The organism is Streptomyces sp. NPDC053474, assembly GCF_044544845.1.
GTDB lineage: Bacteria > Actinomycetota > Actinomycetes > Streptomycetales > Streptomycetaceae > Streptomyces.
In genome coordinates this window covers 495636-519144 of sequence record NZ_JBITXV010000004.1, presented here as the reverse complement: position 1 = coordinate 519144, position 23509 = coordinate 495636, and the positions used below count along the sequence as shown (strand labels likewise).

Sequence of the window (23509 nt, the reverse complement as noted above, 5' to 3'; positions counted from 1 at the left end):
CAGGCCTCATTGCCCGCAGCGCTTACGGCTCATGCCCGGCTGCCACCGGATCGAAACAGCCCGGAAACGGATACTTGTACGGCATTCCGCATACCCCTGCGACCGGTCATCCTACGGCCGTCCCGAACAGGCTGCCCAGGGCGTACGTCACACCCGCCGCCGCCCCGCCGAGCACGAGCTGCCGCAGCCCGCTGAACCACCACGAGCGGGCGGTCACCTTGGCGACGACGGCGCCGCACGCGAACAGGCCGACGAGCGCGAGCAGCACCGCGGGCCACAGCGCGCTGGCGCCCAGCAGATACGGCAGCACGGGCAGGAGCGCGCCGAGGGCGAACGCCCCGAAGGACGAGACCGCCGCCACGACCGGCGAGGGCAGGTCGCCCGGGTCGATGCCGAGCTCCTCGCGGGCGTGGATCTCCAGGGCCTGCTCGGGGTCCTTCGACAGCTGCCGCGCCACCTCGCGGGCGAGCGCGGGCTCGACGCCGCGGGACTCGTAGAGCGCGGCCAGCTCCTTCTCCTCGTCCTTGGGGTGCTTGCGCAACTCGCGGCGCTCCACGTCCAGTTCGGCCTGCACCAGCTCGCGCTGCGAGGCGACGGACGTGTACTCGCCCGCGGCCATGGAGAACGCCCCGGCCGCGAGCCCGGAGAGCCCGGTGATCACGATGGTCTGCTGCGACACGGCCCCGCCCGCGACGCCCGTCATCAGGGCGAGGTTGGACACCAGGCCGTCCATGGCCCCGAAGACGGCCGGGCGCAGCCAGCCACCGTTGACGTCACGGTGGGTGTGGTTGTCACGGTGCGCCTCGTGCAGCGTCGCTTCGGTCTCGATGATCGCCATGGTGCGGCCCCCTCAGGACTGGCTCTGTACGTCTCGGCATCGCTCTGACATCTCGTCGGCGATCTCGAAAGTACGCGCGAAAAATCGCTCTCGCCAGCAAGGAAGGCCGTACTTACCTGCGAAAACACACCCCTGTGAGCCCTCGCGGGCGGCCCGCGTGGAGCCGTCGCGGACATGCCGAAGGAGTGATACTGAGCGCCCGCATGCTCACATGAGTGGCCCGGCGTGGCAGGGATGCTCCCAGCACGACTCAGCGGTACTCAGCGCGATGGGAGGCAGGGCATGGCGTCCATCGCCTGTGTTCCCCCGGTCCCGGCGCCCGACGGCGCGGGCGGCCTGCGCGAGCGGGCCCGCGGGGCGATGCTCGGCCTCGCCGTCGGCGACGCCCTCGGCGCGCCCGCCGAGAATCTGAAGCCGTCCGAGATCCGCCGCCGTTGGGGCCGCATCACCGGGTACGTCGCCGAGCACCCGGCGGGCACCGACGACACCGAGTACGCGATCTTCTCCGGCCTGCTGCTCGCCCGGCACGGCTCCGCCCTCACCGTCGCGCACGTCGAGCACGCCTGGCACCGGTGGATCGCCGACCTGGACGAAGGCCCCTTCCGGGGCGCCGGGTTCAGCGAACGCGGCACCCTGGAGAACCTGCGCAGGGGCCTGGCCGCCCCCATCTCCGCCCAGCACCGGCACGCCTGGAGCGACGGCCTCGCCATGCGGGCCGCGCCCTTCGGCGTCTTCGCCGCGGGGTGCCCCGCCGAGGCGGCCCGCCTGGTCGCCGTCGACGGCACCGTCAGCCACGACGGCGAGGGCATCCACGGCGGCCGGGCCGTCGCGGCGGGCGTCGCGGCGGCGATGGCCGGGGCCCCGGTGGAGACGGTGGTCGCGGCGGCCCTGTCCGTCATCCCCTACGACTCCTGGACCGCGCGCTCCCTGCGCCGCGCCGTCGCCGTGGCCCACCGGGGCGAACGCGCGGTCCGCTCGGCGGTCGTCATCGGCGGCTACCCCTGGACGGACCTGGCCCCCGAGGCGGTGGGCCTCGCCTTCGGCGCGTACGCGGCCGCCGAGGGCGACTTCGCGACCTCCGTCCTCACCGCGGTCAACATGGGCCGTGACGCCGACACGACCGCCGCGGTGGCGGGCGCCCTCGCCGGAGCGACCTGCGGCGCGGCCGCGATCCCCCCGGAGTGGGCCACAGCAATCGGCCCGGTAAGGGGCACCTGCCTCCCCTCCATGAGCGGCCGTCACGTACTGGAGGTGGCGGAACTCCTGACGCCGGACTGCGACAGCACTCCCGCCCCGGCTGTGGGCAACTGGTCCGCCCAGAGGGCGAGTGGGGCATCCCCTGCTCGAGCGAAGCCGAGAGCTTGGGGAGGGGTGGGCACAGCCCCACCACCGGCCCGCACGGTGGGGGGCCCGGGGCGCAGCCCCGCACGCCGGGCCCTGGACGGAGCCCAGGTCGAGGGCCTGCTCCTAGGCCTAGCCGCAGGCGACGCCGCCGGTTGGCCCTCAGCCCGGCACAGGGCGACCCGCATGCCCGACTGGACCCGCCGCCTCACCCGAGAACTGGACACCTTCGCCGAGCACAACGCCACCACCACCCTCCCCGTCCCCATCGCCCTCAACCAGCCCCCGGAGCCCCTGCGCCTCGGCCCCTCGGACGACGCCGAATGGGCCGCGCTCACCGCCGAATGCGTCCTGCGCGCGGCCGACGGCACCCTCGACCCCGCCCTCACCAGGGACCGCCGCACCCGCGCCACCCTCGCCCTGTCCTGGAACACCCTCGCCAGCGAGGTGGCCGCCGCCGCGGCGCGCGCCCCGGAGGTGGAGTCCGCCGTCCTGCCCCTGCGCGCCCGCATCTCCGTGCGCGCGGGCCTCGGCAACCTGGCCGCGGGCCTCACCCCGCCCGCCACCGGCCACGACAACCCGCACTTCTTCGACGACGCGGCCTGCGTACGCGCCTGCGTCCTCGCCCTCGTCCACCCCGGCGACCCCGAACGGGCCGCCGGGCTCGCCGAGTTCGACGCCCGCTACACCCAGGACGGCGACGGCGTGCACGGCGCCCGCGCGATGGCCGCGGCCGTCGCGGCCGCCCTCGGCGGCGGCGGGCCCGACGCCGCGGTGGACGCCGCCCTCGCCCAGCTCCCCGAGCACACCGAGATCGGGCGCAACGCCCGGCACGCCGTGAAGCTCGCCCGCACCCGCGCGCCCGCCGCCGACGCCACGTTCGCCCTGGTCCCGCTCCTGGAGCACGAGATCGTCGACCACGTCTACAGCTACGGCATCGCCGCCGCCGAGACCGTCCCGGTCGCCCTGGCCCTGGCCACCGCGGCCCGCGGCCGGGTCCGCGAGGCGGTGCCCGCCGCCGCCTGCCTGTCCCGCGTGGCGGACTCGGCGCCCGCGCTCGCCGGTGCCCTGACCGGCGTCCTGGGCACGGCCGCCGCGATCCCCGACAGCTGGCGCGCGTCCTGCCGCACCCTGTCGGGCTGTGCCCTGCCCCGCCTCGCGGGTACCGACCTGGTGGAGCTGGCCGGACATCTGACCCGTACGAACTGACCACCCCAGGAGGGCGATCCAGACATGCCATCACCGAACAGGACGCCGCTCGCGGACCGTGTCACCGGCGCCCTCGTGGGCGCGGCCGTCGGCGACGCGCTCGGCGGCCCCGTCGAGGGCTACTCCCCCGAGCAGATCGCGGACCGGCACGGCGGCCCGGTGCACGGCGTCGTCGGCCCCTGGCACGGCGACGCCTGGCGCACGGCCCGGCCCGTGGCCCCGTACCACAAGGGCGACGGCCACGTCACCGACGACACCTTGATGACGCACGCGCTCGTCCGCGTGTACACGGCCGTACGCGACCACTTGGACGCGTACGCGGTCGCCGACCACCTGGTCCCCGACCTGATGACGAACCCGCGCTGGATCCCGGAGCTCGAAGCCGAGACCCTGCCCCTGCACCGCCTCTTCCTCGCCGAGAAGTGGCTCGTCGCCCGACTGCACTACGGCCACGTGGACCCGCGCGAGGCGGGCACCGGCAACATCGTCAACTGCGGCGCGGCGATGTACATGGCGCCGGTCGGCCTGGTCAACGCCGCCCACCCCGAGGCCGCGTACGCCGAGGCCCTGGACGTGGCGGGCGCGCACCAGTCGTCGTACGGGCGGGAGGCGGCGGGCGTCTTCGCGGCGGCCGTGGCGGCGGCCTGCGCCCCCGGAGCCACGCCCACCACGGTGATCGACACCTGTCTGGCCCTGGCGAAGGACGGCACGCGGGCGGCGATCGAGGCGGTGGCCGACACGGCGGCCCGCCACCGCGCGTATGAGACGGCGCTGCGCCCGCTGCGCGCGGCGGTCGCCCCCTTCGACACCGTCGGCCCCGACTACCGCGCCCCGTCCCTGGGCGCCCGCCGCCCCTCGCGGCTGCACGCCATCGAGGAACTCCCCGTCGCGCTCGGCATGCTGCTGATCGGCGACGGCGACTACCGCGCCACCGTGCTCGGCTCGGTGAACTACGGCCGCGACTGCGACTCGATCGCCACCATGAGCGGCGCGCTCGCGGGCGCCCTGCGCGGCGAGGCCGCCGTCCCGCCCGACTGGGCGAAGCGGGTGGCCGAGGCCAGCCGTCTGGACCTGCACGCCCCGGCCCGCGCCCTGACGGCGGTCGCCGAGGAGGTCTTCGCCAAGGACCGGGCCCGCCGCCGCGCCCACGAGCAAGCGTTCGCGTCCCTGACGGGCGACACCCCCTGATGCGCCTCACCTGGCTCCAGCCCGAGGACCTCATCGCCCACGAACTCCGCCAGGCGGAGGAGGAGGGCCGCGACGTCACCGGGGTCCGGGCTCGGTGGCTGGCAGCGGGCGGCGACCCGACCCCACCCCACTCGGGCACGTCCCCCCACCCGGCCCCGCCCCACCTGCGGGCCCTGGCGGAAGACCTCCTGGCGGAACTGGACGGCCCGGAAGCGGATATCCAGCCCGTCCGGCGCTTGAGGACGAGCGCGCAGCGCGATGAACCCGGGGCGCCCCCGCGTGGGCACCGCGACCGCGTCCACGCGGCCTGGCTCGGCAGAGCCGCAGGCTGCCTCCTGGGCAAACCCGTGGAGAAGCTCCCCCGGCACGCCATCCGCGCCCTCGCCGAAGCCGCGGGCAACTGGCCCCTGCACACCTGGTTCACGGCCAGAGGCGTCCCGCCCGAGCTCATCGCCCGCCACCCCTGGAACCGGCGCTCCGCCCCCACCTCCCTGGCCGAGAACATCGACGGCATGCCGGAGGACGACGACCTCAACTACCCGCTCCTCAACCTGCTGCTCCTGCGCCGCCACGGCCCCGCCTTCACCCCGTCGGACGTGGCCGCGCTCTGGCTCGACGAGCTCCCCGCCGCCCGCACCTTCACCGCCGAGCGCGTCGCGTACCGCAACCTCCTCAACGGCGTCGCACCGCCCCGCACGGCCCGGCACCGCAACCCGTTCCGCGAGTGGATCGGCGCCCTGATCCGCGCCGACGTGCACGGCTGGACCCACCCCGGCGACCCCGCGGCGGCCGCCGAACAGGCCCGGCGCGACGCGTGCCTGACCCACACCGGCAACGGCGTGTACGGCGCGATGTTCGCGGCGGCCACCATCGCGCGGGCCGCGTCCGGGAGCGGCGACGTCCACCACTGCCTGGCGGCGGGCCTGACGGTGGTCCCGCCGGAGTCCCGCCTCGCCCGCGCGGTCGGGCACGGCATCGAACTGGCCCGTACGACACGCCGCTTCGACGACGTCGCCGACGCCCTGCACACCGCGTACGGCCACTACCACTGGGTCCACGTCGTGCCGAACGCGGCCCTGCTCGCCGCCGCCCTCACCCACGCCGACGGCGACTTCACCGGCTCCATCACGCGCGTGGTCTCCGGCGGCTGGGACACGGACTCCAACGGCGCCACGGCCGGTTCGGTCGCGGGCCTGCTCGCCGGGCACCCGGACGCGCTCCCGGCCCGCTGGACCGCCCCGCTGAAGAACCGCCTCGCCACGTCCGTCGGCGCCTTCGACGGCATCGGCTTCGACGAACTCGCCGACCTGACCACCGAACTGACCCACCATCACCCCGTAGAGGAGACGTCTCCCTGATGGCCCCCCACATCGTCGCCCTGGGCAGCACCACCATGGACCTCCTCGCGTACGCGCCCGAGGCCCCGCACGCGGCGGCGGACCGGTGACGCGGCCGCCGCTGGACGGCCTGCGCGTCGTCGACCTCGCCACGCTCTTCGCCGGGCCCCTGGCCGCCACCTTCCTCGGCGACTTCGGCGCGGACGTCGTCAAGGTCGAGCACCCCACGCGCCCCGACCCATCACGGGGCCACGGCCCGGCGAAGGACGGCGTCGGCCTGTGGTGGAAGCTGCTCGGCCGCAACAAGCGCACGATGACGCTCGACCTGTCGACGCCCGGCGGCCGGGCCACCCTGCTGCGCCTGGCCGCCGACGCGGACGTGCTCGTGGAGAACTTCCGCCCGGGCACCCTGGAGAAGTGGGACCTGGGCTGGGAGGAGCTGAGCGCGGCCAACCCGCGCCTGGTCCTGGCCCGCGTCACGGGCTTCGGGCAGTTCGGCCCGTACGCCCGCCGCCCCGGCTTCGGCACCCTCGCCGAGGCGATGAGCGGCTTCGCCGCGGTGACCGGCGAGCCCGACGGGCCGCCCACGCTGCCGCCGTTCGGCCTCGCGGACTCCATCGCGGGGCTCGCCACGGCGTACGCGGTGATGACGGCCCTTGCGGCCCGCGAGCACACGGGCCGGGGCCAGGTCGTCGACATGGCGATCATCGAGCCGATCCTCACGGTCCTCGGCCCGCAGCCGCTCTGGTACGACCAGCTGGGCCACGTACAGCCACGCACCGGCAACCGCTCGACGAACAACGCGCCCCGCAACACCTACCGCACGGCCGACGGCGGCTGGGTCGCGGTATCCACGTCGGCCCAGTCGATCGCGGACCGCGTCCTGCGCCTGGTCGGCCGCCCCGAGCTGACCGGCGAGCCGTGGTTCGCCACGGGCGCCGGACGCGCCGCGCACGCGGACGTCCTCGACGAGGCCGTCGGCTCCTGGATCGCCCGGCACACCCGCGCCGAGGTCATCGAAGCCTTCGAGAAGGCGGAGGCGGCGGTGGCCCCGGTCCAGGACGTACGGGACGTGATGACGGACCCGCAGTACGCGGCCCTGGGCACCCTCACCACGGTCCCCGACCCCGAGCTCGGCCCGCTGCGCATGCAGAACGTGCTGTTCCGCCTCTCCGAGACGCCCGGCGCGATCCGCTGGGCGGGCCGCCCGCACGGCGCCGACACCGACGAGATCCTCACCGGGCTCGGCCTGACGCCCGCGGAGATCGCCTCGCTGCGCACGGCGGGCGCCCTGTGAGACCGCACCCGCTGACCTGGCTGTACGTCCCCGGCGACCGGCCCGAGGTGGTGGCCAAGGCGCTGGTGGCGGGCGCGGACGTGGTGATCGTCGACCTGGAGGACGCGGTGGCCCAAGGCCGCAAGGCCTACGCCCGCGCGGCCACCGCCGAGCTGCTCGCCGAGCCGTGCCCCGTGCCGGTCCACGTCCGCGTGAACGCCCTCGGCACTCCCCCGTCCGACGCCGATCTGGCGGCCCTTGCCCCGCTGCCCGGCCTCGCGGGCCTGCGGCTGCCCAAGGTCGCCTCGGCCGCCGACGTGGTCCGCACCGCCGAACGGGCCGCTCCCCGAGACGGCGGCGCCCCCGCCCTGTACGCCCTCCTTGAGTCGGCCCTGGGCGTGGAGCGGGCCTTCGCCGTCGCGACCGCCCACCCGGCGCTGCGCGGCCTGTCCATCGGCGAGGCGGACCTCCGCGCCGACCTCGGCGTACGGGACGAGGCGGGTCTGGACTGGTGCCGCTCCCGCGTGGTCGTGGCGGCCCGGGCGGCCGGACTGCCGCCGCCCGCCCAGTCGGTCTACCCCGACGTCCGCGACCTGGACGGCCTCACGGCGTCCTGCGCCCGCGGCCGCGCCCTGGGGCTGCTCGGCCGCGCGGCGATCCACCCGCGCCAGCTGCCGGTGATCGAGCGCGCCTATCTGCCGACACCGCAGGAGGTCGAACGGGCGGAGGAAGTGCTCAAGGCGGCCGCCGCGGAGCAGGGGGCACAGGCGCTCCCCGACGGCCGCTTCGTGGACCGCGCGGTGGTGGAGCAGGCCCACAGGACGCTCGCCCTGGCCCACCGCACGCCGTAGCCGCCCCCGCGGCGGAATCGCCTCAGCCCTTGGAGGCGGACTCCGCCTCGCCGTCGGACTTGGCCTTCTCGGCCCCGGGCTTGTCCACCTCGGTCTTCTGCGCACCGGCCTTGGTCAGGGCGTCCACGGGCTCGCCCTCGGCACCGCCGGGGGCGCCGGTGGCGGGAAGCGGTTCGACGACCTCCTCGCGCCCCGGCCGCAGCCGGGCCGACAGCACGAGGTACACCACGGCGAGCACGAAGACCAGGAGCGCGGTCCAGTTGTTCAGGCGCAGGCCGAGGAATTCGTGCGCGTCGTCGACACGCATGTACTCGATCCAGAAGCGGCCTACACAGTACGACGCGACGTACAGCGCGAAGGCCCGGCCGTGGCCCAGCTTGAAGCGCCGGTCCGCCCAGATGACGAGCAGTCCGACGCCGACGCACCACAGCGACTCGTACAGGAACGTCGGGTGGTAGGTGCCAGGGACGCGGCCGTCCTCGGAGCTGGTGATCTTCAGCGCCCAGGGGACGTCGGTCGCCTTGCCGTACAGCTCCTGGTTGAACCAGTTGCCCCAGCGGCCGATCGCCTGGGCGAAGGCGATGCCGGGGGCAAGGGCGTCGGCCCAGGCGGGCAGCGGGATGCCGCGCCTGCGACAGCCGATCCAGGCGCCGACCGCGCCGAACGCGATCGCGCCCCAGATGCCGAGGCCGCCTTCCCAGATCTTGAAGGCGTCCACCCAGTCACGGCCGTCGCCGAAGTACAGCTGGTAGTCCGTGATCACGTGGTAGAGGCGGCCGCCGACCAGGCCGAAGGGCACCGCCCAGACAGCGATGTCGGCCACGGTGCCGGGCTGCCCACCGCGGGCGACCCACCGCTTGTTGCCGAGCCACACGGCGACGAACACGCCGATGATGATGCAGAACGCGTAGCCGCGCAGCGGGATGGGGCCGAGGTCGACCACTCCGCGCGAGGGACTGGGGATGTAGGCAAATTCCATGGCAAGGTCGACGCTACCCTGCCGGGCGGGGGCGGCGGCAACCAGCCCGACAACGGGTCCGTAACAGGGGCCCGGCGGCGGGTCAAGATCCTCTCGCCGCCGGGCGGGCGCCCGCTAGCCGTTCGCCTTCTCCACGGCGGCCTTGAGCTTGGCGGGGGTCAGCGGGTTCTTCTGGTCCCCGAAGATGTTCTTCCCGTCGAGCAGGACCGTGGGCGTGCCGCGCAGGCCCGCGTCCTCGAAGGCCTTGTCGGACTTGGTCACCCAGCTGTTGTGCGTGCCGTCGGTGACGCACTTCTTGAAGGGGGCGGTGTCGAGCCCCTCGACCTTGCCCGCGAGCTCGATCAGCTTGTCGTTGTCCGCGAAGGCGTCGTCGGTCTCCATGGGCTGGTTCTCGAACAGCACGTCGTGGTACGGCGCGAACTTGCCCGCGTCCTGGGCGCAGGCCGCGGCGTTGGCGGCGCGCAGGGAGCCGGAGCCGCCCATGTTGTCGTCGATGAGGGTCGCGAGGTGGTACTGGACCTTCAGGCTGCCCTTGCCCACGAGGTCGTTGATCGTCGAGCGGTACCCGTCCTCGAACTGCTTGCAGGCCGGGCAGCGGAAGTCCTCCCAGACGGTGAGGGTGGACTTGGCGCCGTCCTTGCCCGACTGGATGGCCAGCTTGTCCTTGCCCGCCGCGCCCGTGGGGGCGACGAGGGGGCCCGAGGCGTCCTTCTCCTTGTCGTCCTTCCCCGCGTTGGCCGCGAGCAGGCCGCCGACCGTGGCCAGGGCCAGGACGCCGACGACGGCGGCGCCCACCAGCAGCGCGCGGCGCCGCTTGTCGCTTCTCTTCTGCCGCTCGCGCTCCTCGGCCAGGCGCTCCCGGGCCGTGCGCTTACCCTCACGGTTCTTCTCGCTCATACGGGACCAAACGAACCGGGGAGGCGCGAGCGCGCCTCCCCGGTCCAGGTCCACCCGTACGAGCTACCGCCCGTACGACAAGCCCTCGCGCACGCCCCGGGCCAGCTCGCCCGCGAGGTCGCGCACCGCCGCCAGGCCCGCGGTCTCGTCCTCGGCGTCGAGCATGCGCTGGACGAAGGCCGAGCCGACGATGACGCCATCGGCGAAGCCCGCCACCTCGGCGGCCTGCTCGGCGTTCGAGACGCCGAGGCCGACGCAGACCGGCAGGTCGGTGCTGGCGCGGGTGCGCCGGACCAGGTCCGCGGCCTGCGCGCCGACCGAGGCGCGGGTGCCGGTGACGCCCATCAGGGAGGCGGCGTACACGAAGCCGGAGCCCGCCGCCGTGATGGTGGCGAGCCGCTCGTCCTTGCTGCTGGGCGCGACGACGAAGACGGTGGCCAGGTCGTGCTTGGCCGCGTGCTCGCGCCACAGCGCCGACTCCTGGACGGGCAGGTCGGGCAGGATGCAGCCCGCGCCGCCCGCCTCGGCGAGCTCGGCGGTGAAGCGCTCCACGCCGTAGCGGTCGATGGGGTTCCAGTACGTCATGACGAGGACCGGCTTGCCCGTCGCCGCGTGGGCCTCGCGCACCGTGCGCAGGACGTCCGCGATCTTGACGCCGCCGCGCAGGGCGATGTCGTCGGCGGTCTGGATGACCGGCCCGTCGAGGACGGGGTCGCTGTGCGGCAGGCCCACCTCCACGACGTCCGCCCCGCCGTCGAAGACGGCCTTGATCGCCTCGATGCCGCCGTCCACGGTCGGGAAGCCCGCGGGCAGGTACGCGATGAGCGCCGCGCGGCCCTCGGCCCTGGCGGCGGCGAGGGTGTCGCTCAACAGCTGGACGTTGCCGCTCACTTGGCGTCCTCCTCGATCTCGGCGGTGCCCGCGGCGTCCGCGGCGACCTCGGCGTCGGTCTCGTACAGGCCGAAGTAGCGCGCGGCCGTGTCCATGTCCTTGTCGCCGCGCCCGGAGAGGTTGACGACGATCAGGCCGTCCTTGCCGAGCTCCCGGCCGACCTCCAGGGCGCCCGCGAGCGCGTGGGCGCTCTCGATCGCCGGGATGATCCCCTCGGTGCGGGAGAGCAGGCGCAGGGCCCGCATGGCGGCGTCGTCGGTGACGGCCCGGTACTCGCCGCGGCCGCTGTCCTTGAGGAAGGCGTGCTCGGGGCCGATGCCCGGGTAGTCGAGCCCCGCGGAGATGGAGTAGGGCTCGGTGATCTGGCCCTCCTCGTCCTGGAGGACGTAGGACCGCGAGCCGTGCAGGATGCCCGGCTCGCCCGCGGTCAGCGTGGCCGCGTGCTCGCCGGTCTCCACGCCGTGGCCCGCGGGCTCGCACCCGATGAGCCGGACGTCGGCGTCCGGGATGAAGGCGTGGAAGAGGCCGATGGCGTTGGAGCCGCCGCCGACGCAGGCGATCGCGGCGTCGGGCAGGCGTCCGGCCCGCTCCAGGATCTGCCGCCGAGCCTCGACCCCGATGACGCGGTGGAAGTCCCGCACCATGGCGGGGAAGGGGTGCGGCCCGGCCACGGTCCCGAACAGGTAGTGGGTGTGGTCCACGTTGGCGACCCAGTCGCGGAAGGCCTCGTTGATGGCGTCCTTCAGGGTGCGGCTGCCGGACTTCACCGCGATGACCTCGGCGCCGAGCATCCGCATGCGGGCGACGTTCAGCGCCTGGCGCTGGGTGTCGATCTCGCCCATGTAGATGGTGCAGTCGAGGCCGAACAGCGCGCAGGCCGTCGCCGTGGCGACGCCGTGCTGGCCCGCCCCGGTCTCGGCGATCACCCGGGTCTTGCCCATCCGCCGGGTGAGCAGGGCCTGCCCGAGTACGTTGTTGATCTTGTGGGAGCCGGTGTGGTTGAGGTCCTCCCGCTTGAGGAAGACGCGGGCGCCACCGGCGTGCTCGGCGAACCTCGGCACCTCGGTGAGGGCGCTGGGGCGGCCCGTGTAGTTCACGAGCAGGTCGTCGAGCTCCCGGGCGAACTCGGGGTCGGCCTTCGCCTTGTCGAACTCGACAGCCACCTCGTCGACTGCCGCGACCAGGGCCTCCGGGATGAACTTGCCGCCGAAGGCGCCGAAGTAGCCTTCGGCGCTGGGGACTTGACCCTCCGGGTCGGGGATGAAGAACTCGCTGGGCATGTGCTGCATACCTCATGTCTGCTGGGGTGAACGCTGGCCATCCGTCTGCACGCCCGCACCGCCGCTGCGCGGCGGATCTCTCCCACCCGCCCACCCGTTTGCTCCCGGGCGACGAGGCGAAGCCCCGTGGCTGAGGTGCGATTCCGGGTACCGCGAGTCACCCACCCTCCCCGGGGTCCAGGGGGCGGAGCCCCCGGTCTCGGGAAGGGGTGGGCTTGGGGAATGAGATTCCGCCGCGACGGCGAGCAACCCCGGCAGACCGGTCCGGCGGTGCCGAACCAGCCGCGCGCAGGGGTCAGGGACGCGCGCCGCGAGGGCGCCATCGCATGCCGTTGACCTGCCCGGGCTCGTCCCCGATGATGTACCGCACGCGCCGCCCGTGCACCCGCCGCGCAGGCGCCCGGCAGCCACGCGGCCGACACCCGCGGGCGAGGCGGGCGTACGGGTCGCGCGTGGCGGCGAGGCGTTCGGCGGACATGGCGGGTGTCAGCTCCGGCCGTGCCGCAGGGCCGGGTGGGCGCCCGCCGCGACCAGGTCGGACACGGCGGCCCTCGGGTCGCGGCCGGTGACGAGGGACTCGCCCACGAGCACCGCGTCGGCGCCCGCGTTCGCGTAGGCGATGAGGTCGTGCGGCCCGCGCACGCCGGACTCGGCGATCTTCACCACGGAGTCGGGCAGCTCGGGCGCGACGCGCTCGAACGTGGCGCGGTCGACCTTGAGGGTCTTCAGGTCGCGCGCGTTCACCCCGATGACGCGGGCGCCCGCGTCGAGGGCCCGCTCGGCCTCGTCCTCGTCGTGGACCTCCACGATCGGGGTGAGGCCGATGGACTCGGCGCGCTCGATCAGCGACTCCAGGGCGGGCTGGTCGAGGGCCGCGACGATCAGCAGGGCGAGGTCGGCGCCGTACGCGCGGGCCTCCCACAGCTGGTACGAGGTGACGATGAAGTCCTTGCGGAGCACCGGGATGTCGACCTTGGCGCGCACGGCCTCCAGGTCGGCGAGCGAGCCGCCGAAGCGGCGCTCCTCGGTGAGCACGGAGATGACGGCGGCGCCGCCCGCCTCGTAGTCGGCGGCGAGGGCCGCCGGGTCGGCGATCGCGGCGAGCGCGCCCTTGGACGGGCTGGAGCGCTTGACCTCGCAGATGACCTTGACGCCCTCACCGCGCAGCGCGGCCGCGCCGTCCTTGGCCGCCGGGGCCTTCGCCGCGCGCTCCTTGAGCTCGTCGAGGCTGACGCGCGCCTGCCGCTGTGCGAGGTCGGCACGGACTCCGTCGATGATCTCGTCGAGCACACTCACGCGAGCGGCCCCCTTCCCTGCTTTCCGATGGTCACTGCGATGGTATCCGCAGCACGGCGTAGTACTCGCATCCGGTTGACGAGGCTCTCACTACCTGGACTCTACGCCGGTTCCGCGGCGGCCTCCCGGAGGCCGCTAGGGGTGCAGCCAGGACCCGAACGGCAGATTGCGTACGAGGGTGAAGAGCGCGAGGACGGTCCCGACGGCCCACAGCTGGGCCCGGCCGAGGTCGATCCGCGCGGGTCTGCCGCGCACCGCCCGGACGGCCCACAGCACCCACAGGACGGCGAAGAGGCCGTAGCCGACGACGGCGACGGCGTTGGCGCCGAGGGCCGTGGTGAGGTCGCCGTGGGCGAAGGCGTACGCGCTGCGCAGACCGCCGCAGCCGGGGCAGTACACGCCCGTGAAGTACAGCAGCGGGCAGGTCGGGTAGTGGCCGGGCTCGTTCGGGTCGACGGTGGCGACGTACGCGAAGGCGGCGGCGACGGAGCCGAGCACGCCGAGCGGCACGGCGAGGCGGCGCAGCGCGGGGCCCGCGCCCGTGGGCGCGGCGGTCTCCTGTTCGGCGGTCACCGGGGCATTGTCCCCCGCGCGTCGGCCGGGCGCCGTCCGGGCACCCGGGTGGTACGCCGACGGGGCGGCCGGACGTGTGTCCCGGCCGCCCCGTCGGCGTACGCGCGCGGTCAGCTCTCGGAGCCGGCCACCTGGTGCTGGTGCGGCTTCTGGCCGAAGCCCGCGAGGCGCATCGCGCCGCCGACGATGCCGCCGACGAGGATGATCGCCATACCGGCCCAGAAGCCGACGGGCTTCGCCATCACCATGAAGGCACCCGCGACGCAGAAACCGATGAAGGCGATGATGACACCGGTCCAGGCGGCCGGGGTGTGTCCGTGGCCATGTCCCGCCATGACTTGCTCCTCGTTAGCTGTGGCTGTGCGTGTGTTGAACGCTGGGTCCATTGTCCCGTACGCGGGATCATGCCCTGTGCCGGGGTGTCCCGGCAGGTCGGCACGGCCGCTAGCCGGCCTGTGTCGGGTCCTCGCCCCGGTCGATGGCCTTCCACAGGTCCTCGGGGCGGTCGGGGTCCGGGGCGCGGCGGGCCCGCGGGCGCGGGGCGCCGTCGCGCTCGTAGCGGCCGGACATGGCGGGCCAGGCGCGGCCGCGGGTCAGGGCGAGCAGCCCCGCGGCCAGGATGAGCACGCCGGCGGCCACGGCCGCGTACGGCCAGCCGGTGTGGCTGAGCCCGGCGACCTCGGCCGCGGCGTCGCCGGAGGCGGTCGCGGCCTTCTCGTCGAGGGCCGCGCGGTCGCTCGCGCCGAGCAGCGCCGCGACGGCGATGCCGACGCCGCTGAGGGCGAGCAGCGCCGACACGAGCACGCGCCCGGCGCGGCGGACGGCGAAGACCGCGACGAGCGCGGCCAGGCCGACTATCGCGAGCGCGGCGGGCACGCCCGTGACGTCGCTGCCCTTGGCGGTCAGCGGGAAGTCACCGCCCGCGACGGCCGTGGAGCCGTGCGCCCAGGACTGCCGGGAGGCGAGCAGCGCCAGGGCCGCGCCCGCGGCGCCGAGCAGCAGGGCGGCGGCGAGGCTGCGGCGGCCGCCGCCGCGCGCGGTACGGCCCGCGGCGGCCTGGGGTGCGTCCTCGGTACGGGGCGTCGGCAGGGCAGAAGTCACCCGTCCACTATCCCTCACGGCCCGCGGCGGTGTGCAGGCGGTTGGCGGTATGGATGGCGCGGAGCACGGCGGCGGCCTTGTTGCGGCACTCGGTGTCCTCGGCGACGGGGTCGGAGTCGGCGACGACGCCCGCCCCGGCCTGGACGTAGGCGGTGCCGTCGCGAAGGAGCGCGGTGCGGATGGCGATGGCGGTGTCGGAGTCGCCCGCGAAGTCGAGATAGCCGACGCAGCCGCCGTACAGGCCGCGCCGGGCGGGTTCGAGCTCGTCGATGATCTGCATCGCGCGGGGCTTGGGGGCGCCGGAGAGGGTGCCCGCGGGGAAGCAGGCGGTGAGCACGTCGAAGGCGGAGCGGCCGGCGGCGACGCGGCCGGTGACCGTCGACACGATGTGCATGACGTGCGAGTACTTCTCGATGGACATGAAGTCCACGACCTCGACGGAGCCCGGCTCGCAGACGCGCCCGAGGTCGTTGCGGCCGAGGTCGACGAGCATCAGGTGCTCGGCGCGCTCCTTGGGGTCGGCGAGGAGCTCGTCGGCGAGCTCCTGGTCCTCCTTGGGCGTGGCGCCGCGCGGGCGGGTCCCGGCGATGGGGTGCACCATGGCGCGCCCGTCCTCGACCTTGACCAGGGCCTCGGGGCTCGATCCGACGACGTCGAACCCCTCGAAGCGGAACAGGTACATGTACGGGGAGGGGTTGGTGGCCCGCAGCACCCGGTAGACGTCCAGGGCGCTGGCCGCGCAGGGCGTCTCGAACCGCTGTGAGGGCACGACCTGGAAGGCCTCGCCCGCGCGGATGCGCTCCTTGATGTCCTCGACGGCCACCTGGTAGTCGCGGCCGCCCCAGCGGGCGGTGAACTCCGGCAGCGCGGACGGCGGCAGGGCGGCCGGGGGCTGCGCGACCGGCCGCGACAGGTCGGCCTCCATGGCGTCGAGCCGGGCCACGGCATCGGCGTGGGCCTCGTCGACGCCGGTGTCGAGGTCGTTGTGGTTGATCGCGTTGGCGATGAGCAGGACCGAGCCGTCCCAGTGGTCGAGTACGGCGAGGTCGCTGGTCAGCAGCATGGTGAGCTCGGGCAGGCCGAGGTCGTCGACCTCGCCGGGGCCGATCTTCTCCAGGCGGCGCACGATGTCGTAGCCGAGGTAGCCGACCATGCCGCCGGTGAAGGGCGGCAGGCCCTCGGCCCCGGTGAGGTCGCGCGGGGTGTGCAGGGCGGCGACGGTGGCGCGCAGCGCGGCGAGCGGGTCGCCGGAGGTCGGCACGCCGACCGGCGGGGTGCCCAGCCAGTGGGCCTCGCCGTCGCGCACGGTCAGGGCGGCGGAGCTGCGCACGCCGACGAAGGAGTAGCGAGACCAGAGGAAGTCGGCGCGGCCGTTCTCCGCGGACTCCAGGAGGAAGGTGCCGGGCCGCTCGGCGGCGAGCTTGCGGTAGAGCCCGACCGGGGTGTCGCCGTCGGCGAGGAGCCGGCGGCTGACGGGGATCACTCGGCGGTCGGCCGCGAGCTTGCGGAAGGTCTCAAGATCCATGGGGGCGACCCTACTGGCCGAGCGGGAGCACGTCGGAGTCGAAGCAGGTGCGCGTGCCCGTGTGGCAGGCGGCGCCGACCTGGTCGACCTTGACGAGGACGGTGTCGGCGTCGCAGTCGAGGGCGACGGACTTCACGTGCTGGACGTGCCCGGAGGTGTCCCCCTTGACCCAGTACTCCTGGCGGCTGCGCGACCAGTAGGTGCAGCGGCCCGTGGTCAGGGTGCGGTGCAGCGCCTCGTCGTCCATCCAGCCGAGCATCAGCACCTCACCGGTGTCGTACTGCTGGGCGACGGCGGGGAAGAGACCGTCGGCGCCGCGCTTGAGGCGGGCGGCGATCTCGGGGTCGAGGCTGCTGGGTGCGGGCGTGCTGCTCATGTCGGCCATTGTGCCGCGCCCGGGCGGCGCGCCCCGCGGAGGTCCACTGTGCGGACCGCGCGCGCGGTCGTACGCTGGCTCCCATGTCGACCCATGCCAAGCGTGAACGACTCCTCCTCGCCGACCTCCTGGAGGCGGCGGGACCGGACGCACCGACCCTGTGCGAGGGCTGGAGCACCCGTGATCTCGCCGCGCACGTGGTGGTGCGCGAGCGGCGCGCGGACGCCGCGGGCGGAATCGTGATCAAGCAGCTCGCGTCCCGTCTGCAGCGGGTGCAGGCCGAGTTCGCCGCGAAGCCGTACGAGGAGCTGATCCAGCTGATCCGCACGGGTCCGCCGCGGTTCTCGCCCTTCAATCTGAAGCAGGTCGACGAGGCGGCGAACGCCGTCGAGTTCTACGTCCACACCGAGGACGTGCGCCGTGCCGAGCCCGGCTGGACCCCACGCGAGCTCGACCCCGTCTTCTCCGACGCCCTGTGGGCGCGCCTGGAGCGCACGGCCCGCGTCATGGGCCGCAAGGCGCCCGTGGGCCTGGTCCTGCGCCGCCCCGACGGGCAGACGGCGGTGGCCCACCGCGGCACTCCGGTGGTCACGGCCACCGGGGAGCCCGCCGAGCTCCTGATGTTCGTCTTCGGCCGCCAGGAGGTGGCGGACGTGGAGCTGGAGGGCGACAAGGAGGCCGTGGCCAAGCTCCACGAGACCAAGCAGCTGGGGCTCTAGCGCCGCCGGGCGGGTCAGCGCACCGGGTGCCCCGCCGTCCGCAGGGTCTCCTTCACCTCGCCGATCCGCAGGTCGCCGAAGTGGAAGACGGACGCGGCGAGGACCGCGTCGGCGCCCGCGGCCACGGCGGGCGGGAAGTGGTCGAGGCGGCCCGCGCCGCCGGAGGCGATGACGGGGACGGTGACGTGCTTGCGGACGGCCTCGATCATGTCGAGGTCGTAGCCGTCCTTCGTGCCGTCGGCGTCCATCGAGTTGAGCAGGATCTCGCCCGCGCCGAGCTCGGCGGCCCGATGGGCCCACTCGACGGCGTCGATCCCGGCGGACTTCCGGCCGCCGTGCGTGGTGACCTCGAAGGCGCCCGACTCCGTGCGGCGGGCGTCCACCGACAGGACGAGGACCTGGCGGCCGAAGCGCTCGGCGATCTCGCGGATCAGGTCGGGGCGGGCGATGGCGGCGGTGTTCACACCGACCTTGTCGGCGCCCGCGCGCAGCAGCTTGTCGACGTCCTCGGCGGTGCGCACGCCGCCGCCGACGGTGAGCGGGATGAAGACCTGCTCGGCGGTGCGGCGGACCACGTCGTAGGTGGTCTCGCGGTTGCCGGACGAGGCGGTGATGTCCAGGAAGGTCAGCTCGTCGGCGCCCTCGGCGTCGTAGACCTTCGCCATCTCGACGGGGTCGCCCGCGTCGCGCAGGTTCTGGAAGTTGACGCCCTTGACGACGCGGCCGTTGTCCACGTCGAGGCAGGGGATCACTCGTACGGCCAGGGTCATGCGGATGAAGCCTCTCGGTACGCCTCTAGTTCTACTTCGACCATGATGCGCGGGTCGACGAAGCCGGACACGACCACCATGGTCGTCACCGGGCGTACGGAGCCGAAGAACTCCTGGTGCGCCCGGCCCACCTCGTCGACGTCCCGCGCATGGGTCAGATACATCCGGGTGCGGATCACGGAGTCGGCGCCGAGGCCGAACTCCCCCAGCGCCTCAAGGGCGTTGGCGAAGGCGACCCGCGCCTGCTCGTGGGGGTCGCCCTCGCCGTGCAGGACGTCGCCCCGGAAGGCCGTCGTGCCGCCGACCACCACCCGGTCGCCCGCGGCGACGGCGCGCGCGAAACCGAAGGCCTCTTCCCAGGGGCTGCCGCTCTGCACGCGCCGTACACCAGTCATCGGGACACGGCCTCCAGGGCCTCTTCCAGGGTGAACTGCTTGGCGTACAGCGCCTTGCCGACGATCGACCCCTCGACGCCCAGCGGGACCAGCGAGGCGATCGCGCGCAGGTCGTCCAGGGACGAGACGCCGCCGGAGGCGACGACCGGGCGGTCGGTGGCGGCGCAGACGTTCTTCAGGAGTTCCAGGTTCGGGCCCTGGAGCGTGCCGTCCTTGGCGATGTCGGTGACCACGTAGCGGGCGCAGCCCTCGGCGTTGAGGCGCTCCAGGGTCTCGTACAGGTCGCCGCCGTCGCGGGTCCAGCCGCGGCCGCGCAGCGTGGTGCCGCGCACGTCGAGGCCGACGGCGATCTTGTCGCCGTGCTCGGCGATGACCTTGGCGACCCACTCGGGGGTCTCCAGGGCGGCCGTGCCGAGGTTCACGCGGGTGCAGCCGGTGGCGAGCGCGGCGGCCAGCGAGGCGTCGTCGCGGATGCCGCCGGAGAGCTCGACCTTGATGTCCATGGCCCCGGTGACCTCGGCGATCAGGTCGCGGTTGTCGCCGGTGCCGAAGGCGGCGTCGAGGTCGACCAGGTGCAGCCACTCGGCGCCCGCGCGCTGCCAGGCGAGGGCGGCCTCGAGGGGGGAGCCGTACGAGGTCTCCGTGCCGGACTCGCCGTGCACGAGGCGCACGGCCTGTCCGTCGCGGACGTCGACGGCCGGGAGGAGTTCGAGCTTCGGGGCCGTGTCAGGGGCCATCAGAGGGTTCCGATCCAGTTCTTCAGCAGCTGCGCTCCGGCGTCGCCGGACTTCTCGGGGTGGAACTGCGTGGCCCACAGGGCGCCGTTCTCGACGGCCGCCACGAAGGGCGAGCCGTGCGTGGCCCAGGTGACCTTAGGGGCGCGCATGGCCGGGTTCGCGGTCTCCAGGGACCAGTCCTGGACAGCGTAGGAGTGCACGAAGTAGTAGCGCTCGTCCGCGTCCAGGCCGCGGAACAGCTCGGAGCCCTCGGGGGCCTCGACCGTGTTCCAGCCCATGTGGGGCACGACGTCGGCCTTCAGGGGCTCGACGGTGCCGGGCCACTCGTCCAGGCCCTCGGTCTCGACGCCGTGCTCGATGCCCTGCGCGAAGAGGATCTGCATGCCGACGCAGATGCCCATGACGGGGCGGCCGCCGGACAGGCGGCGGCCGACGAGCCAGTCGCCGCGCACGGACTTCAGGCCCCGCATGCAGGCGGCGAAGGCGCCCACGCCGGGCACCAGGAGCCCGTCGGCGTTCATGGCCGTGTCGTAGTCACGGGTGATCTCGACGTCGGCGCCCACGCGGGCGAGGGCGCGCTCGGCGGACCGTACGTTCCCGAAGCCGTAGTCGAGGACGACGACCTTCTTGGCGGATCCGGCGGAGGTCAATTCCACACCTCCAGGCGGACGATGCCCGCGAGCAGGCACATTCCCGCGCCGATGGAGAGCAGTGTGATCAGGCTCTTGGACTGCTTCTGCTTGGCGAAGGAGTAGACGCCGCCGAGCAGGAAGAGCCCGACGAAGATCAGCATGGTGGAGATGCCGTTCATGCGGTTTACAGCGCTCCCTTGGTGGAGGGGAGGATCCCCGCGGCGCGCGGGTCGCGCTCGCTGGCGTACCGCAGCGCTCGCGCGAGGGCCTTGAACTGGCACTCGACGACGTGGTGGGCGTTGCGCCCGTACGGCACGTGGATGTGCAGGGCGATCTGCGCCTGGGCGACGAAGGACTCGAAGATGTGCCGGGTCATCGTCGTGTCGTACGCGCCGATCATCGGGGCCAGGTTCTCGGGCTCCGTGTGCACCAGGTACGGGCGGCCGCTGAGGTCGACGGTGACCTGGGCGAGGGACTCGTCGAGCGGCACCGTGCAGTTGCCGAAGCGGTAGATGCCCACCTTGTCGCCGAGCGCCTGCTTGAAGGCGGCGCCGAGCGCGAGGGCGGTGTCCTCGATGGTGTGGTGGGTGTCGATGTGCAGGTCGCCCTCGGTCTTGACCGTGAGGTCGAACAGGCCGTGGCGGCCGAGCTGGTCGAGCATGTGGTCGTAGAAGCCGACCCCGGTCGACACGTCGACCTTGCCGGTGCCGTCGAGGTCGATCTCGACGACGACCGAGGTCTCCTTGGTGGTCCGTTCGACACGGCCTAGGCGGCTCATGCTCCCTGCTCCTTCTTCAGTGCGCGTACCGCATCGAGGAACGCGTCGTTTTCGGCGGGGGTTCCCGCGGTCACCCGCAGCATGCCGGGCACGCCGTTGTCGCGGACGAGGACCCCGTGGTCGAGGATCCGCCGCCAGGCGTGGTGGGCGTCGGCGAACCGCCCGAACTGGACGAAGTTGGCGTCCGACTCCGTCACGTCGAAGCCGAGGTCCCGCAGCGCGGTGACGAGGCGGTCGCGCTCGGCCTTGAGCTGCTCGACGTACCCGAGGAGCGTGTCCGTGTGCTCCAGGGCGGCGAGCGCGGTGGCCTGGGTGACGGCCGACAGGTGGTACGGCAGGCGCACCAGCTGGACGGCGTCCACGACCGCCGGGTCGGCGGCCAGATAGCCGAGGCGCAGGCCCGCGGCGCCGAACGCCTTGGACATGGTGCGCGAGACCACCAGGTGCGGCCGCCCTTCGAGCAGCGGGAGCAGCGACGCGCCGTGGCTGAACTCCACGTACGCCTCATCGACCACGACCATGGACGGCTTGGCGGCCTGGGCGGCGTCGTACAGGGCGATGACGGCCTCGCGGGGCACGGCGTTGCCCGTGGGGTTGTTGGGGGTGGTGATGAAGACGACGTCCGGCGCGTTCTCGGCGATGGCCGTGGTGGCGGCCTCGACGTCGATCGTGTAGTCGTCGCGTCGCGGTCCGGAGATCCAGCCGGTGCCGGTGCCGCGCGCGATCAGGGCGTGCATCGAGTACGAGGGCTCGAAGCCGATGGCGGTGCGGCCGGGGCCGCCGAAGGTCTGCAGGAGCTGCTGGATGATTTCGTTCGAGCCGTTCGCCGCCCAGACGTGGGCGCGGGTGACCTCGTGGCCGCCGGTGCGGGTGAGGTACTTCGCCAGCTCCGTGCGCAGCTCGACGGCGTCCCGGTCGGGGTAGCGGTTCAGACCGCGCGCGGCCTCGCGGACGCGCTCGGCGATGCGCTCGACGAGGGGCTCGGGCAGCGGGTACGGGTTCTCGTTGGTGTTCAGCCGGACGGGGACGTCGAGCTGGGGGGCGCCGTACGGGGACTTGCCGCGCAGCTCGTCCCGTACGGGGAGGTCGTCGATCCGCGTCACTGGCCCGGCACCTTCCAGCCGAACCTCGCCTTGATGGCGGCCCCGTGCGCGGGCAGGTCCTCGGCCTCGGCGAGCGTCACCACGTGGTGGGCGACCTCGGCGAGGGCGTCGCGGGTGTAGTCCACGATGTGGATGCCGCGCAGGAAGGACTGGACGGACAGGCCCGAGGAGTGGCAGGCGCAGCCGCCGGTGGGCAGCACGTGGTTGGAGCCCGCGCAGTAGTCGCCGAGCGAGACCGGCGCCCACGGGCCGACGAAGATCGCGCCCGCGTTCTTCACCCGGTCCGCGACGGCGGGGGCGTCGGCGGTCTGGATCTCCAGGTGCTCGGCGCCGTACGCGTCGACGACGCGCAGGCCCTCCTCCAGGCCGTCCACGAGCACGATCGCGGACTGGCGGCCGCTCAGGGCGGGCACGATCCGGTCCTCGACGTGCTTGGTGGCGGCGACCTGCGGCTCCAGCTCCTTGGCCACCGCGTCCGCAAGGGCCACGGAGTCCGTGACCAGCACGGCGGCCGCGAGCGGGTCGTGCTCGGCCTGGCTGATCAGGTCGGACGCGATGTGCGCCGGGTCCGCGGTGTCGTCGGCGAGGACCGCGATCTCTGTGGGGCCCGCCTCGGTGTCGATGCCGATGCGGCCGGTGAAGTACCGCTTGGCGGCGGCGACCCAGATGTTGCCGGGCCCGGTGACCATGTTGGCCGGGGCGCACTCCTCGGTGCCGTACGCGAACATCGCCACGGCCTGGGCACCGCCGACCGCGTACACCTCGTCGATGCCGAGGAGCGCGCAGGCCGCGAGGATCGTCGGGTGCGGCATTCCGCTGAAGGCACCGCAGTCGGCCTGCGGGGGCGAGGCGAGGGCCATGGAGGCGACGCCCGCCTCCTGCGCGGGCACCGCGTTCATGATCACGGAGGAGGGGTAGACGGACCGGCCGCCCGGGGCGTAGAGGCCCACGCGCTCGACCGGCACCCACTTCTCGGTGACCGAGCCGCCGGGCACGACCTGGGTGGTGTGCGGGGCGCGGCGCTGGGCGCGGTGGACGGTGCGGGCCCGGCGGATGGACTCCTCCAGGGCGGCGCGCACGTCCGGGTCGAGGCCCGCGAGGGCCTCGGCGAGCGCGGCCGCGGGCACCCGGACCCGCTCCAGGCGCACGCCGTCGAACTTCTCCGCGTACTCGATCAGCGCCGCGTCGCCGCGATGATGCACGTCTTCGCAGATGGGCCGCACCTTCTCCAGGGCGGCCGCGACGTCGAAGTCGGCACGGGGCAGCAGGGCGCGCAGTGCGGGACCCTCGGGGAGGGCCTCGCCGCGCAGATCGATTCGAGAGATCACATGGCCAATTCTCGCAGACGGCCGTGGGCGGCCGGTCGGCCGTATCAGTGAGTGATACGAGACGGTCCGCCACCGGGCGACTGGGCGCC

General features: G+C 73.9%; 26 protein-coding genes and 1 pseudogene. 7 read left to right on the top strand and 20 right to left on the bottom strand.

Annotated features, from left to right (window positions below; all coding sequences use genetic code 11):
- Positions 1 to 106: 106 nt before the first annotated feature.
- Positions 107 to 838 carry a VIT1/CCC1 transporter family protein gene (locus ACIG3E_RS12275; protein ID WP_399614552.1) on the bottom strand — a complete coding sequence of 244 codons (732 nt, stop codon included), beginning with the start codon at positions 836 to 838 and terminating at the stop codon, positions 107 to 109.
- Between the two features lie 282 nt (positions 839 to 1120).
- On the opposite strand from ACIG3E_RS12275, the pseudogene ACIG3E_RS12270 reads away from it, so the two are divergent.
- From ACIG3E_RS12270 to ACIG3E_RS12245, 6 genes and pseudogenes are all read left to right on the top strand, one after another.
- Positions 1121 to 2110 (top strand): annotated as a pseudogene (locus ACIG3E_RS12270) (ADP-ribosylglycohydrolase family protein); the annotation flags it as partial.
- Complete coding sequence (locus tag ACIG3E_RS12265; RefSeq protein ID WP_399614846.1) at positions 2090 to 3388, top strand: ADP-ribosylglycohydrolase family protein; 1299 nt, start codon at positions 2090 to 2092, stop codon at positions 3386 to 3388. The pseudogene ACIG3E_RS12270 and the gene ACIG3E_RS12265, both read left to right, overlap by 21 nt.
- 24 nt (positions 3389 to 3412) lie before the next feature.
- The gene (locus tag ACIG3E_RS12260) at positions 3413 to 4576 is read left to right on the top strand and encodes an ADP-ribosylglycohydrolase family protein (RefSeq protein WP_399614550.1); all 1164 of its coding nucleotides are present in this window, start codon (positions 3413 to 3415) and stop codon (positions 4574 to 4576) included.
- Positions 4576 to 5934, top strand: coding sequence for an ADP-ribosylglycohydrolase family protein (locus ACIG3E_RS12255; protein WP_399614547.1), 1359 nt, complete (start codon positions 4576 to 4578; stop codon positions 5932 to 5934). The genes ACIG3E_RS12260 and ACIG3E_RS12255 overlap by 1 nt, the downstream gene beginning before the upstream one ends.
- A gap of 85 nt (positions 5935 to 6019) precedes the next feature.
- Positions 6020 to 7210, top strand: coding sequence for a CaiB/BaiF CoA transferase family protein (locus ACIG3E_RS12250; protein ID WP_399614545.1), 1191 nt, complete (start codon positions 6020 to 6022; stop codon positions 7208 to 7210).
- Positions 7207 to 8040, top strand: coding sequence for an HpcH/HpaI aldolase/citrate lyase family protein (locus tag ACIG3E_RS12245; protein ID WP_399614543.1), 834 nt, complete (start codon positions 7207 to 7209; stop codon positions 8038 to 8040). Before ACIG3E_RS12250 ends, ACIG3E_RS12245 begins: the two co-directional genes overlap by 4 nt.
- 22 nt (positions 8041 to 8062) lie before the next feature.
- On the opposite strand, the gene lgt is transcribed toward ACIG3E_RS12245, so the two are convergent.
- From lgt to hisI, 11 genes are all read right to left on the bottom strand, one after another.
- The gene (gene lgt / locus ACIG3E_RS12240; protein WP_399614540.1) at positions 8063 to 9019 is read right to left on the bottom strand and encodes a prolipoprotein diacylglyceryl transferase; all 957 of its coding nucleotides are present in this window, start codon (positions 9017 to 9019) and stop codon (positions 8063 to 8065) included.
- Between the two features lie 114 nt (positions 9020 to 9133).
- Positions 9134 to 9916: a thioredoxin domain-containing protein gene (locus ACIG3E_RS12235; RefSeq protein WP_399614538.1), complete on the bottom strand. Its 783-nt coding sequence runs from the start codon at positions 9914 to 9916 to the stop codon at positions 9134 to 9136.
- Between the two features lie 63 nt (positions 9917 to 9979).
- Positions 9980 to 10807, bottom strand: a complete 828-nt coding sequence (gene trpA / locus ACIG3E_RS12230) for a tryptophan synthase subunit alpha (RefSeq protein WP_399614535.1) — start codon at positions 10805 to 10807, stop codon at positions 9980 to 9982.
- Positions 10804 to 12087 carry a tryptophan synthase subunit beta gene (gene trpB, locus ACIG3E_RS12225; RefSeq protein ID WP_399614533.1) on the bottom strand — a complete coding sequence of 428 codons (1284 nt, stop codon included), beginning with the start codon at positions 12085 to 12087 and terminating at the stop codon, positions 10804 to 10806. The genes trpA and trpB overlap by 4 nt, the downstream gene beginning before the upstream one ends.
- 295 nt (positions 12088 to 12382) lie before the next feature.
- Positions 12383 to 12565: a tryptophan biosynthesis modulator TrpM gene (gene trpM, locus ACIG3E_RS12220; RefSeq protein ID WP_399614530.1), complete on the bottom strand. Its 183-nt coding sequence runs from the start codon at positions 12563 to 12565 to the stop codon at positions 12383 to 12385.
- Positions 12566 to 12573: 8 nt separating this feature from the next.
- A complete protein-coding gene (gene trpC / locus ACIG3E_RS12215) occupies positions 12574 to 13383 on the bottom strand; it encodes an indole-3-glycerol phosphate synthase TrpC (RefSeq protein WP_399614527.1) in 810 nt (269 codons plus the stop codon).
- Positions 13384 to 13518: 135 nt separating this feature from the next.
- On the bottom strand, positions 13519 to 13956 hold the full coding sequence (locus tag ACIG3E_RS12210; RefSeq protein ID WP_399614525.1) for a DUF2752 domain-containing protein: 438 nt from the start codon (positions 13954 to 13956) through the stop codon (positions 13519 to 13521).
- A gap of 110 nt (positions 13957 to 14066) precedes the next feature.
- Positions 14067 to 14291, bottom strand: a complete 225-nt coding sequence (locus ACIG3E_RS12205; protein WP_366790737.1) for an HGxxPAAW family protein — start codon at positions 14289 to 14291, stop codon at positions 14067 to 14069.
- 109 nt (positions 14292 to 14400) lie between these two features.
- Positions 14401 to 15057: a TIGR02234 family membrane protein gene (locus ACIG3E_RS12200; protein WP_399614522.1), complete on the bottom strand. Its 657-nt coding sequence runs from the start codon at positions 15055 to 15057 to the stop codon at positions 14401 to 14403.
- 7 nt (positions 15058 to 15064) lie between these two features.
- Entirely contained in the window at positions 15065 to 16582 is a 1518-nt protein-coding gene (locus ACIG3E_RS12195; RefSeq protein ID WP_399614519.1) for an anthranilate synthase component I, read from the bottom strand.
- Positions 16583 to 16592: 10 nt separating this feature from the next.
- Positions 16593 to 16958 (bottom strand): phosphoribosyl-AMP cyclohydrolase, encoded by a 366-nt coding sequence (hisI, locus tag ACIG3E_RS12190; RefSeq protein ID WP_399614517.1) that lies wholly within the window; start codon positions 16956 to 16958, stop codon positions 16593 to 16595.
- Positions 16959 to 17041: 83 nt separating this feature from the next.
- On the opposite strand from hisI, the gene ACIG3E_RS12185 reads away from it, so the two are divergent.
- On the top strand, positions 17042 to 17677 hold the full coding sequence (locus ACIG3E_RS12185; protein WP_399614515.1) for a TIGR03085 family metal-binding protein: 636 nt from the start codon (positions 17042 to 17044) through the stop codon (positions 17675 to 17677).
- A gap of 14 nt (positions 17678 to 17691) precedes the next feature.
- Here ACIG3E_RS12185 and hisF read toward each other — a convergent pair whose 3' ends face one another.
- Genes hisF through hisD form a run of 8 tightly spaced genes read right to left on the bottom strand, consistent with a single transcriptional unit; the run spans position 17692 to position 23420 of the window.
- Positions 17692 to 18447 carry an imidazole glycerol phosphate synthase subunit HisF gene (hisF, locus tag ACIG3E_RS12180; protein WP_399614513.1) on the bottom strand — a complete coding sequence of 252 codons (756 nt, stop codon included), beginning with the start codon at positions 18445 to 18447 and terminating at the stop codon, positions 17692 to 17694.
- The gene (locus tag ACIG3E_RS12175; protein WP_399614510.1) at positions 18444 to 18842 is read right to left on the bottom strand and encodes a RidA family protein; all 399 of its coding nucleotides are present in this window, start codon (positions 18840 to 18842) and stop codon (positions 18444 to 18446) included. The genes hisF and ACIG3E_RS12175 overlap by 4 nt, the downstream gene beginning before the upstream one ends.
- Complete coding sequence (gene priA, locus ACIG3E_RS12170) at positions 18839 to 19579, bottom strand: bifunctional 1-(5-phosphoribosyl)-5-((5-phosphoribosylamino)methylideneamino)imidazole-4-carboxamide isomerase/phosphoribosylanthranilate isomerase PriA (protein WP_399614507.1); 741 nt, start codon at positions 19577 to 19579, stop codon at positions 18839 to 18841. Before priA ends, ACIG3E_RS12175 begins: the two co-directional genes overlap by 4 nt.
- On the bottom strand, positions 19579 to 20229 hold the full coding sequence (gene hisH, locus ACIG3E_RS12165) for an imidazole glycerol phosphate synthase subunit HisH (RefSeq protein ID WP_399614843.1): 651 nt from the start codon (positions 20227 to 20229) through the stop codon (positions 19579 to 19581). The genes priA and hisH overlap by 1 nt, the downstream gene beginning before the upstream one ends.
- Positions 20226 to 20390, bottom strand: a complete 165-nt coding sequence (locus ACIG3E_RS12160; protein ID WP_171075704.1) for a hypothetical protein — start codon at positions 20388 to 20390, stop codon at positions 20226 to 20228. Before ACIG3E_RS12160 ends, hisH begins: the two co-directional genes overlap by 4 nt.
- Before the next feature lie 5 nt (positions 20391 to 20395).
- Positions 20396 to 20989, bottom strand: a complete 594-nt coding sequence (gene hisB / locus ACIG3E_RS12155; RefSeq protein WP_242716818.1) for an imidazoleglycerol-phosphate dehydratase HisB — start codon at positions 20987 to 20989, stop codon at positions 20396 to 20398.
- Positions 20986 to 22092, bottom strand: coding sequence for a histidinol-phosphate transaminase (locus ACIG3E_RS12150; protein ID WP_399614502.1), 1107 nt, complete (start codon positions 22090 to 22092; stop codon positions 20986 to 20988). Before ACIG3E_RS12150 ends, hisB begins: the two co-directional genes overlap by 4 nt.
- The gene (gene hisD, locus ACIG3E_RS12145; RefSeq protein WP_399614499.1) at positions 22089 to 23420 is read right to left on the bottom strand and encodes a histidinol dehydrogenase; all 1332 of its coding nucleotides are present in this window, start codon (positions 23418 to 23420) and stop codon (positions 22089 to 22091) included. Before hisD ends, ACIG3E_RS12150 begins: the two co-directional genes overlap by 4 nt.
- Positions 23421 to 23509: the final 89 nt, after the last annotated feature.